General features: G+C 46.0%; 8 protein-coding genes. 1 reads left to right on the plus strand and 7 read right to left on the minus strand.

Annotated elements, in window-relative coordinates:
- Positions 1 to 768 carry a phosphate/phosphite/phosphonate ABC transporter substrate-binding protein gene (locus OEZ43_10915; GenBank protein MDH5546097.1) on the minus strand — a complete coding sequence of 256 codons (768 nt, stop codon included), beginning with the start codon at positions 766 to 768 and terminating at the stop codon, positions 1 to 3.
- A gap of 418 nt (positions 769 to 1186) precedes the next feature.
- Between OEZ43_10915 and OEZ43_10920 the strand changes: the two genes are divergently transcribed.
- Positions 1187 to 1762 carry a hypothetical protein gene (locus tag OEZ43_10920; GenBank protein MDH5546098.1) on the plus strand — a complete coding sequence of 192 codons (576 nt, stop codon included), beginning with the start codon at positions 1187 to 1189 and terminating at the stop codon, positions 1760 to 1762.
- A 33-nt stretch (positions 1763 to 1795) separates the two neighbouring features.
- Here OEZ43_10920 and OEZ43_10925 read toward each other — a convergent pair whose 3' ends face one another.
- The 6 genes from OEZ43_10925 to nirB form a co-directional block, all read right to left on the minus strand.
- On the minus strand, positions 1796 to 5569 hold the full coding sequence (locus OEZ43_10925) for a response regulator (GenBank protein MDH5546099.1): 3774 nt from the start codon (positions 5567 to 5569) through the stop codon (positions 1796 to 1798).
- A 209-nt stretch (positions 5570 to 5778) separates the two neighbouring features.
- On the minus strand, positions 5779 to 6303 hold the full coding sequence (locus OEZ43_10930) for an arsenate reductase ArsC (protein ID MDH5546100.1): 525 nt from the start codon (positions 6301 to 6303) through the stop codon (positions 5779 to 5781).
- A gap of 100 nt (positions 6304 to 6403) precedes the next feature.
- The gene (locus tag OEZ43_10935; protein ID MDH5546101.1) at positions 6404 to 6757 is read right to left on the minus strand and encodes a DMT family protein; all 354 of its coding nucleotides are present in this window, start codon (positions 6755 to 6757) and stop codon (positions 6404 to 6406) included.
- Positions 6758 to 6983: 226 nt separating this feature from the next.
- On the minus strand, positions 6984 to 9662 hold the full coding sequence (locus OEZ43_10940) for a molybdopterin-dependent oxidoreductase (GenBank protein ID MDH5546102.1): 2679 nt from the start codon (positions 9660 to 9662) through the stop codon (positions 6984 to 6986).
- A gap of 3 nt (positions 9663 to 9665) precedes the next feature.
- Positions 9666 to 9983, minus strand: a complete 318-nt coding sequence (nirD, locus tag OEZ43_10945) for a nitrite reductase small subunit NirD (protein MDH5546103.1) — start codon at positions 9981 to 9983, stop codon at positions 9666 to 9668.
- A gap of 9 nt (positions 9984 to 9992) precedes the next feature.
- A complete protein-coding gene (gene nirB / locus OEZ43_10950) occupies positions 9993 to 12431 on the minus strand; it encodes a nitrite reductase large subunit NirB (protein ID MDH5546104.1) in 2439 nt (812 codons plus the stop codon).
- Positions 12432 to 12560: the final 129 nt, after the last annotated feature.

Genomic DNA, 12560 nt, shown 5'->3' on the forward strand with positions numbered 1-12560 from the left:
TTACATTGACGCTTTATTCATCAACTCCTTGGTTATTAACTCCATTTTCGGATCGTACTCCTGGAATTTTTGTATCTTCATGCTATACATGTCCTGGAGAACCTGTGCGCCTTTCAATTCGAGGTCCATATGCGTGATGATTTGACTAAGGTTTTTGACTATGTTTTTATCAAGCGTCGTACGCGCACCTATGACATTTTCCGGATAGGGTTCGCTTTCACCGATAATCAAAAGATCGCCTGTACGTAAACGTTCGGTCATCAATTTGTAGCTAGCACCACACATTACTCCGGCCTTGGAATCTCCCAAAATGACTTTATGAATAGATGACGTCAGATTGCCGGTAAATTCTTCTTTGAGACTTGTCTTAGTAGGCAGCCCGCTGCTGTAAAACTTGGCGCGGGGAGCTAGATATCCACCTGCTGCCATTGGCGCTACGAAAGATACCGTCTCACCTTTTAGCTGATCAATGGTTTTAACTTCAGAATTCTTGTTTACGAAAATTACGGCATAACTCAGCGTCGAATTATTGATATTCACCATTTGTGCAATCGGTTGCGCCTTTTTTGAAGAAGCCAACAAGTAATAAATATGCGAGTTGACATAAAAGATATCGATCGAGCCTTGGTCTATGGCCTCTTTTATTTTGTTGAATCCTTTAGGCACCACAATCTCTATATTCAGGCCAGATCTTTCAGACAAATATTCGACAAACGGTTGCCACTCACGGTAGACCTTCGCTGGTGGTGACAGCGAGATTATCCCCATTCTGATTTTTTCATTCGCGTAACTTGTTGAATTTAATAAAACTAACAACAAGACTGAGAAAGCCATGCGGTAGTACCGTTTCATATCCGCAGAATCCCGAAATAATTGCTTGACAACGTACACTATCGGCCCGGCGTATCGACTCTTTACTCGAATCGCCTTTATTTTAATGGGCTTGAATTGGTCCCAGTCTGAATAAAAACCCAGTATTTATCTACGAATTACCCCGTTCCGGTTTGTATCCGTATTTGTCGAAAACACGATGATTTATCTTCATTAGCCAAACGGCATAAAGCATTAGAACGAATAAATACCTGGACAACTATTTCGACGAAAGTCGCAAGTAGTTCACACAACTGCTTGTAAAGCAGACAACTCACCGTCCGAAAAACAACACAAAAGAAAGGTGGGTATAGGTATGTATAAGAAAATTGCGTCTATAACAATAAGCATGTTTACAGTAACGTATTTAACATTTTCTGGAAACGAAAACCCAATCGACAATCAACAAGCTATTCAGCTTTTGACGACAACGCATGAAGTAGCTGTATCGCCTATTTTGTCCGCAGCACCGGCGATTGCATCATATCCGCAAGCGACAATAAAAACACAGGCGCCGGTACTGATGGAAGCGCACGATAAATACAACAATATAAGTGATGAAGAAAGGATAGCGATTACATACGCAGAGCAAAGCAATGTGGAACGCGCTCGTAATGAATCATTGCAAGACCTTACGATGGTAATTGTCTATTCGAGCTATATGTTTTTCGAAGAGAAATGGGAATTCGACTTTGAATATGTAGCAGCTACCATCCGTGACCTGGATTCCAATCAGATGCCTTCTGTCGCGATGCCTTATTATTGCTGGGACTCTAATGGAAAATTTCACCATGAAGGAAAAACGCTGCAACTTGGCCAATATAGCTATACATGCAGAAACATTGGGAATGAAGGAAACGCACCGCTACATTACTGGGAAATGTTTATTTAACGTTGCATTGTACTCGAGAAACAACAAGGTGTATTAAGTACCAGAGGCGCGATGTTTCATCGACTCATCATCCCCATCGCCTGACATATTAATACCGTGTTGCGATTGCAGTGTACGAGACAGCTCGTCAAACTCGACGCGTAGCTCAGACAACAGTCGCTGGCAGGCATCCAAATCTTCCTCCCTCGCGGCCAATTCCAATTCTTTAGATAGTTTGCTGACGATATTGGCGCCTATCTGACCACTAGCACTCTTTAGCGTATGTGCCGCAAGCTCTACCGCTTTGGCTTTATTACTGTCTATGCCATCAAACATATCCTGAATATTGTGTCGGCTGGTAGTAAGAAACTGCTGTAGAGTTGCTTCATACTTGTTTCCCATCAATTTCTGCAAAAGCTGTAGTTGGCCATTATCGAGCTGAACGTCCTGTGGGACAACGAGGTCTTCGCGGAGAGCGACGGTTCCTCCGGTACTCGACTTGCTCACCTCATCTCCAATAATACGGTGATCCGGCAGCCACTTAATTAGTACCTGTTCGAATGCTTCCTGGGAAATGGGTTTTGATAAATAGTCATTCATACCTACGGCCAAACACTGTTCCTTGTCACGATTCATGGCGTTTGCAGTCAAGGCAACTATTGGCGTCTCCTTTCTATTACCGCTGTCGATTCTTTGAAACTTTCTAATTTTCTCGGTCGCCTCAAAGCCGTCCATTTCTGGCATCTGGCAGTCCATAAGTATTAAATCAAATTGTGCAGCCGTGACTGCCGCCACTGCCTCAATGCCGTTACCGGCGGGCGTAGCCAAACAACCATAGCCTTCCAACATTTCCGTTACGACCATTAGATTTACCGGATTGTCTTCCACCACTAATACGGTTGGGCTTGAAAACTGTGGCTTTTGTCGGCCGTCATTTATCGCCTCATGTAATGTGTAGCGGGTTACTAAAGGAATATCTTGTCCATTTACTTTAGAACTCCATGCCAGAGCCAGAATCTGTGCGAGTTCTGATGGATAGGTGGGTTTACTGAGTCCTGCACCAAAACCCAAAGACTTCAGCTGGTGGGACTCTTCATGTTTTGGAATACAGCTTACAAAAACTGCAATGCCTTCGCTTAGTGTTCCACTTCGGTGTATTTTTTCTACGAGTTCCACCCCACTCATGTCAGGCATATTAAGATCTATGATCACGAAGTGAAATGGATTTCCGGATTTTTCTGCCTTTTCCAAATCTACCAATGCCTGTTTTCCATTAGATGCTGTATGAGTAGCAATTGACAAATATTCGATTTGTTCGGAGAGTATAATTCTCGATTCTTCAAGATCATCAACTATTAGGGCTCGCAATCCTGTTAATACGGCCGCATCGACTTCACCATGCATTTTCGCTTGTGATCTATCCGTTCGTTGCAATGCGAGATTGAGGCTAAATACGGAACCTACGCCTTTTGTGCTTTTGACGGATATGTCACCGTCCATCAGGCTACAAAGTTGTTCGCATATCGCAAGCCCTAGCCCTGTGCCACCAAACTTTCTTGTGGTGGAGGTATCCTCCTGATCAAATTTATTGAATATATGTTCGATGCGATCACTAGATATACCGATTCCGGTGTCTGTTACTGTCGCATAGACTATTGTTTTGTCTTCTGTGTCAACAGTTTCCACGGTTAGCATGACGAATCCCTGTTCGGTAAACTTCACCGCATTGCTTAACAGATTTAGAAGAATTTGCCGCACGCGGCCTGGGTCTCCTATAGCGAGACGTTTGCTTCCAGGTTTGTACCGCAATAAAAGTTCAATTCCTTTTTCGCGACATTTTAGTGAAAGTATTTCGACAACTTTTTCTGACAGCAACTGCAAATCAAATGGAACATTTTCCAATTCCATTTTACCGGCTTCAATTTTTGAAAAATCGAGTATGTCATTAATAATACCAAGCAATGCCTCTGCAGAATTCATGGTGGCTGTTGCAAAATTTCGTTGTCTTGCCGTAAGCGCGGTATCCAATAACAAACCGGTCATGCCAATAATGCCATTCATGGGCGTTCTGATTTCGTGGCTCATATTGGCCAGAAACTCGGATTTATGCTGGTTTGCCTTTTCGGCAACTTCTTTCGCTTCTAACAGAGAATCTTCTGCAGTTTTTCGCTTTGTGATGTCTGTGCGTATAGCGACATACGCCCGTGGCTTATGTTTCTCATTCATCAGAGGTACAATCGTCGTGTCTACCCAGTACAACTTGCCATTTTTTGCACGATTGCATATCTCAGCATTCCAAACCTCACCTCGGGCAATCGTACGGTACATTTCACGGAAGAAGTTTGCTTCGTGGTGTCCAGAATTGAGTAGTCTATGATTCTTTCCAATCAACTCATTATTTGAATAGCCGCTAATTTCTGTGAACTTTGTATTCACGGAAGTGATAGTGCCGGTGACATCCGTAATAGCCACGATGGCATGATGATCCAGGGCAAACTGCATACTCGCTAGCTCAGCGCTCATTCTTTGCAATTCCTGGACTTTTATCTCTATCTGTTCTTCGTATTTATTGCGTGTATCTACCATGTAATTAAACGCAGCGCTTAGATCACCAAATTCGTTGATGGCACTCGTATTGACTTTCCTGTCTCGGTTACCTTCTGCAATGGCGATGCTGGCGGAAACCATTTCGGTGACTGGTCTCGTGATTTTTCTTGCTAGATATGCGGCCACAAAAAATACAATTGCAGACGTAATGAGTACCGATACTATCACGAGAAATTCTATCGCAATTACTTTCGACAGAGCCTGCTCTTCATCAATTTCACTTATTAGAACCCATGAGACGCCGGGAATATGTACTGTTTGACTGATGCCGATGACTGCTGTGCCCTGCGGTCCGAGGTAGAATGATGACTTTTCCTGTCTATTGTCGTGCCTGTGGTCGTTGGCAATATGATCGTTATACCAGAATCTGAATTGATCTGTATCAATTTTACTCCGCAATATGACGTTCTGGTTTCCCGCGTTTAGACTGCTTCGCAAGAATCCGTCCTCTCCAACAAGATAGCCGTTATAGGCCTGATCAGCGCCGTATATCTCACCAACAACGCTGTTGATATTTTCAAGTAAAATCTCAATAACTAATACACCTGAGATATCGGCATGGGACTCTTTTACAGCACTGGTTAAGAATCCGGTAATTAAATCATCGCCTATTTTTCGGTGCTCGATATCAGAAAACAACGCATCTCCAGAATCTAGCGTTTTTTGAATCGTGTGCGAAAATCGCGAAGAAGACAACGGGGTATCAGAAATGTTTTTACCTATAATTTCTCCCTCATCAGCGGAAAACAATATGGTCCCATTTTGATCGACTAGATAAATATTGTGGACGTAATCGTAATGCTTTATGAACCCATCTAACTCATCTCTGTATGTTTTGACTATATTGTGTCGTTTGGCGCTGGAAAGGTAATTCTCTACGCTACCCTTATTTTCAAGGAGCACATCTTTTAGTTTGGCCAGCAACTCGGTCGTTTCGTTTTGCGCAGCCATAAAACGCACATCTGAAAACCGATACAAGAACCAGTTATCGATAAATCGGAGGTTATACTTCGCACTTTGTTCCAAACTGTACAAAGCTCTTTCCACCAGGCTATTCTTCGTTTGGTGGTAGCCTATCCAGGAAATGGCAAGTAAAGGAGACAATGAAAGTACAAGAAACCAAAAGACGAGTCCATAAACAAGTTTGTTATGAATTATCTCTATCAAAACTCGATAGAGATGAACGGGAGACAGTCGTGAAAGATTGTGCGCTAATTTCATTAAAAAGTTATTACCACTACTAATTCATGGATATTCAATTACTCTTACTATATAGGTATGGTGATATATCGATACGTTAACGGCAGGAAAGACAGATCGATTGACCGGCATTATGTTTCTAATTGTAAAGAACTATAATGACGATAAATACATAGTGGTTATAATCGTGCTTGCAAAGAACGGTAGGCTAGTGAAATACCGGAAAATATTTATTCCGAGACTAATTGCGCCAATTTTCTGCTTAACTCTACTTTGTCGAATCGATTAATTTCTAGGGACAACAGCTGTCGACAACGCTTTTCTATGGTATTAATGACTGAGAAAAAGGCGGATCTTTGAGTCTCTTCATCGCCTTCTAATTTAGACGGATCCGGTAAACCCCAGTGTAGTTTGATGCCTTTATCAAACCAGACGGGACAGACCTCGTTGGCCGCGTTATCACACACAGTAACAATAATATCCGGTTTGACAGACTCAAATTCATCCCAGGATTGACTACGCAAACCCTTAGTCGAATAGCCTTTTTCCTCTAGATATTTAATGGTCAGAGGATGTACCTGTCCAGCAGGTTGGCTGCCTGCGCTATACGCGACCAGCCTCCCCTCGCCAAGTTGATTGCTTATCGCCTCACTCAAAATACTACGACAACGATTATGTGTGCATATGAAGAGAATACTAAGTGGTGAGTCAGGGTTTTCGCGCAATGATAACCTCCGATTTATTAAAGCCAGCATTACTGTCATATAAGGCTGCATTATCTTTATCGGCAACATACGCGTCAATATCGCGTGTAGGTCAAATTGATGAGCCGAACGGACGCCACGAAGGCAGTGCTTATTTGGGAGCATGAAAGATAAAATACGCCCCTAGTGCGATTAACGCAAAACCACCGATATGGTGTAGTGTGATTTTCTCGCCGAGATAGAAAAACGAAAAAACGACGAAGACTATCAGGGTAATCACTTCTTGTATAGTCTTCAACTCCGCGGCGCTGAAACTGCCATAGCCTATGCGATTGGCAGGCACCGCCAGACAATACTCAATAAAAGCAATACCCCAGGATGCGAGGACGACCCAGTGAAGCGATGCGTTGGGAAATTTCAAATGTCCATACCAGGCAAAAGTCATGAAGACATTGCTTAATAGCAACAGTACAACGGGAAGATAGATTGAGGTGTTTATATGTATCGTTCCAAAAGAATAATAGAAAACACTTTAGCATTATTAGCCGTAGTAGAAATCTACACCAATTTTCAGGATTGGCAAATACATTTAAGAGCGGCGAGACAACTCAGCCCGTATTTGCAAGCCTCGGAGCAAATGACCGGACACATATTTCGGCAGGTCTCTACAACCTCATAAGAATCCACGCTGCTCGATCTGGGTAGTCACAGAGTCAGTCATGCAACACTGCTTAGACAGTTTGAATATTCGACTGATCTAACTGAGTCTTGATGAGTTGCTTTAATTCAGGGACGCAAGACCCGCAATTGGTACCTGCCTGTAGTTGTTTGCCCAACTGCTCGACGGTCACCGCGCCAGCTTTGATCGCCGAAACAATCTGAATCTTTCCAACACCAAAACAGGCACAGATTTTACGTCCCGTATCCTGGACTCCTTGTGGTGGTCGGCCTGTTAGCAATACGGCTCGCTGTGCGGAATTTAGTTCGCCAAACTGGAACAGACTCGCCAGCCAGTCTCTGTCGGGGAGTTGCGCATCAGGGCCAATAAATAACACACTTTCCAATTTCCCGTCTTCCATGCGTACCGCGCGATAACGTTTCGCTCGGTTGTCTGCAAACTCCACCCAGTTTATGCCATCGTCGGCGGTACACAGTATCTCGCGCGCCCATACTGACCAATCCTGCTGTAATTGTTCACCGGCAAGTTCGTAACGATAATAGTCCTTACCTCGCGCTCGGACCCAATAAGCGACATCCTTAATATCGAGTTTGCGGCGACTGAGTACAAAACCAAACCACAGCGGTTGATAAGCCTCCACCTTGACCGGTGTATGTTTAAGTTCCGGTTGCCCGGAAACAGGGTCGACTGCGGGATTCACCACGGCGCCTATGCGTGCCTGCGACGCAAATTGCCCGCTCCAGTGCATCGGCATAAACACGCTGCCCTCACCTTGGTTCGCGTCGACACGCACGCGCATCACGGCCTGCCCCCAGCTACTGGAAATTCTTGCCAGGCCATTCTTGCCTAAACCAAAACGAATCGCATCTGCCGGATGCAACATTACAAATGGCTCCGGCGTGTGTTCGTTAAGGCGCGGCGCCTTTTCGCTCCTTGTCATTGTGTGCCACTGATCGCGAATGCGACCGGTGTTAAGCACCAAAGGAAACGCTTCACCGACGTGATTGACAGGTGAACGCGGAATGATTGGGATAAACTTTGCGCGCCTGTCCACCGTGTAGAATTGGCCATCATGGAACATTCTCTGTTTTCCACCGGGAAAGGCGCGATTGACTGGCCATTGCACAGGCTGTAATCCATCGTATGCCTCTTGACCCAGGTCTTCGAACAAAGAGATGTCGAGATCTCGTTGACCACGATTCTCATACCCCGTCATACGCGCGTATTCGCGAAAGATCTCAAGGCTGCTTGCAAAATTGAAAGCATCGACGAAGCCCAAACGCCTGGCGACTTCCTGCACGGCCCACCAATCGGGTTTTGCCTTCCCTGGTGCGAAAAGAAACTGACGTTGGCGCGAAATGCGTCGTTCTGAGTTGGTCACGGTTCCGTCTTTTTCACCCCATGCCAGCGCAGGCAACAACACATCGGCACATTCAGTCGTGTCGGTAGACGTCATGCAATCAGAGACGACGACAAGTTCACATTTCTCCAGTGCACGCTTAACCTGGTCGGCATCAGGCATACTAACGACGGGATTCGTGCTCATTATCCATATCGCCTTGATCTGACCTCTTTCAACAACGTTAAACATGTCGACAGCCTTCAAGCCAGACTGTCTGGCGATTCGGGGCGATTGCCAGAATGTTTGAGCCAACTGCTGGTGTTCGGAATTTTCGATATCCAGATGAACCGCTAGTTGGTTGGACAGTCCTCCCACTTCACGCCCACCCATGGCGTTGGGCTGTCCAGTAAAACTGAACGGTCCCATTCCTGGTTTTCCAATGCGGCCGGTAAACAGGTGACAGTTAATGATGGCGTTTACCTTATCCGTGCCGGAAGAAGATTGATTAATGCCCTGTGAATAGACGGTGATACTTTTTTCGGTTTGCGCGAAACGCGCGTAAAATTGTTGCAAGTCTACTAACGATAAACCGCATTCTCTTGCAACACTTTCAACATCGGGCGTGCTGCTGCTAGCAGCCTGTAACGCCTCATCCAATCCTGATGTGTGCGCAGAAATAAATTTTTGGTCTACGCATTTCTGAACAGAAAGAAAGCGCAATAGACCGTTAAACAATACCGCATCACTACCAGGTCGAATTGCGAGGTGCAGATCGGCAATATCACAGGTATCGGTGCGGCGTGGATCGATAACGACAATGTACAAATCAGGATTGTCTTTTTTCGCCTGACGTATGCGCTGAAAAAGCACAGGATGGCACCAGGCGGTATTCGAGCCGGTTAAAACAATCAAATCCGCCAGTTCCAGATCTTCATAGCTACAGGGAACGGTGTCAGAACCAAATGCGCGTTTGTGCCCAGCGACAGAAGAAGACATACACAAACGCGAGTTGGTATCGATGTTGGCCGAACCGATGAAACCTTTCATCAATTTGTTTGCGACGTAGTAGTCTTCTGTCAATAACTGTCCCGAAACATAGAATGCCACCGCATCTGGACCATACTCGTCTACAATTCGGCGAAAGCCGTCTGCGACAAAATCAAGTGCCTCACCCCAATCGACGGGTTCACCGTGTAACCTGGGCTCAAGCAAACGCCCATCCAGATCGAGCGTCTCATGCAAAGACGCGCCTTTGGAACACAGACGACCGTAGTTGGCCGGATGGCTCTTGTCCCCGCGGACAGTAATCGCCCCATCTTGATCGATGACTTCAATCCCGCAGCCGACACCGCAATACGGACAAGTAGTCTTTGTGTGTTTACGCGTCATTGGCTACTCGGGTTTGAGTCCAAGAAATACCGTTCCATCTCTAAGTTCGATGGGAAAACGGGCCGCGCAACCTTCATCTGGCGCGGCAGCCATACCGGTATCAAGTGCGATAACCCAATTGTGCAAAGGACAGGTAACGCTTTTTCCATGTACGATGCCTTGAGACAAAGGCCCCTTCTTATGCGGACATTCATCGCGCAGGGCAAAAACTTCTCCTTCCGAGGTTTTGAATACAGCGATATTCCCTTGCGTAGTTACAACTATACGAGACCCGAGCACAGGAATTTCCTCAATACTTCCAACTTCTATCAACTCAGACATAAAACCCCGCTACACAATCATTTTCATTGGAACAAATTCAAGTTTTTGTACACCGCCAGATGCGCGTTCTTTCCACGGATCGTCTTGCATGTATTGTTGCGAGTCGACAAAGCGGCTCATTAATTGACGGCGGTTATCTCCATCTTCGACGATACGTTGCTTGACGTAAGTCAGACCTACGCGCTCAATCCAGGGCGCAGTACGTTCGAGATAGTGCGCCTCTTCACGATAAAGCTGTATGAAGGCGTAGCAGTATTCCTTTACCTCTTCTTCGCTCGAGACTTTACACAACAAATCCGTTGCACGAACCTTGATGCCGCCATTGCCTCCGACATGGAGTTCCCAACCAGAGTCTACAGCGACAACGCCAAAGTCCTTGATCGTCGCTTCTGCGCAATTCCGTGGGCAACCGGAAACCGCCATCTTGAACTTGTGTGGCATCCACGAACCCCAGGTGTCTTTTTCCAGATCAATACCCATCTGGATGGCGTTCTGTGTGCCAAAGCGGCAGTGCGTATTGCCAACGCAGGTTTTTACCGTGCGCAAGGATTTGCCATAGGCATGACCGGAAACCATTCCGGCATCGTTCAAATCAGCCCACATCTTGGGCAAATCTTCTTTCTTCACGCCGAGCAAATCGATCCGTTGACCGCCGGTAACCTTTACCGTTGGCACTTTATACTTCTCTGCAACATCTGCAATCGCCCGCAATTCGTCAGGCGTGGTGATACCACCCCACATACGAGGGACGACGGAATAGGTTCCATCTTTCTGGATATTGGCGTGCACGCGTTCGTTGATAAAACGTGACTGCGGATCATCGCTTTTCGCCTCTGGCCATGAAGACAAGACATAGTAATTCAAGGCTGGACGGCAGACGTGACAACCGTCAGGCGTTTTCCATTCCATGAAATCCATAACTGCGCGAATTGACCTGAGCCCGGCTGAACGAACAGTGCGAATCACGTCATCGTGGGTGTGTTCGGTACACTTGCAAAGGGATTTCTTTTTGCTCGATGCCGAATAGTCTCCACCCAAAGTAGAGGCGATAATCTGTTCAACCAAACCGGTACACGATCCGCACGATGCAGATGCCTTGGTATGGGCGCGAACGTCCTCAAGCGTAAACAGTCCCTTGGTGGTTATGGCCTTTTTGATATCTCCCTTACACACACCATTACAGCCACACACTTCCATCGTGTCGCTCATGGCCTCGGCAGCGTTGTGTCCACCGTGACCTGAATCACCCAGATGGGCCTGACCAAACATCAATGACTCACGAAAATCAGAAACATCAGTCTGGTCACGCAGTAACTGAAAATACCAGGCGCCATCGACGGTATCGCCGTACATCACTGCACCGTGTATCTTGTTTTCCTTGAGCACGAGTTTTTTGTAAACACCGCGTGCCACGTCTTTCATGACGATGTCTTCAGTGGTGTCGTCACCATGAAAATCGCCAGCGGAGAACAAGTCGATTCCGGTGACTTTCAGTTTGGTGGAAGTTACCGAACCTTCGTAACGCCCAATACCATATTTTGCGATATGGTTTGCGGCTACCTTGGCCTGTTCAAACAAGGGCGCAACTAGCCCGTAGGCGACGCCGCGATGCTGCACGCATTCACCCACAGCGTAGATGCTGGGATCGTAGGTTTGCATGGTGTCATTGACTACAATACCGCGTTCACAATAGATCCCGGCGCTCTTCGCCAAGGTATCGTTAGGCCTTATACCAACCGCCATCACGACCAGATCCGCGGCAATCTCAAGACCGTTGCTGAAACGCACTGCTTTTACTTTATCTTCACCGATAATAGCTTCTGTCTGATGTGCCATGAGAAAATGCAGGCCTCTTTCTTCAAGCGATTTCTGCAACATCTTTCCCGACACTTGATCCAGCTGACGCTCCATCAACGTATCGGTAAGGTGTACCACGGTCACACTCATACCTTGCAACATCAATCCATTCGCGGCTTCAAGACCGAGCAGACCGCCACCAATGACAACTGCGTGTTTGAACGTCTTAGACGCATCGAGCATGACGTTGACGTCATGTATATCGCGAAAAGAAATCACACCTGACAGGTTACCGCCTGGAACTGGAATGATAAACGGATTCGAACCGGTCGCGAGCAAAAGTCTGTCGTACTTTTCTTGTATACCGTCTTCTGTGTAGACATATTTGTTACGACGATCAATTTTGGAAACCTGTTTTCCTTTGTGTAGCTTTACTGCATTGTCTGTGTACCACTGTTCGCTATTGAGCATAATGTCATCGATGGTTTTTTCACCTGCCAACACCGGCGACAATAAAATGCGATTGTAATTTCCGTAAGGTTCGGCACCAAAAACGGTAATGTCATACATATCTGGTGCGATCTTAAGTAGCTCTTCTACTGTTCGCATCCCGGCCATGCCATTACCAATTAAAACCAGTTTCTCTCTCATAGGGTTGAACTCCACTCACCATTTTTTTACTTAAGAGCAACTAGTGGACCAATTATTTAGCATCCTCTCTAACCCTTGTATTTATTGAATAATTCTGCACTATGATGTCCTAAAATCCCCCCTGACAAG

Source organism: Gammaproteobacteria bacterium (genome assembly GCA_029881255.1).
Lineage (GTDB): Bacteria > Pseudomonadota > Gammaproteobacteria > S012-40 > S012-40 > JAOUMY01.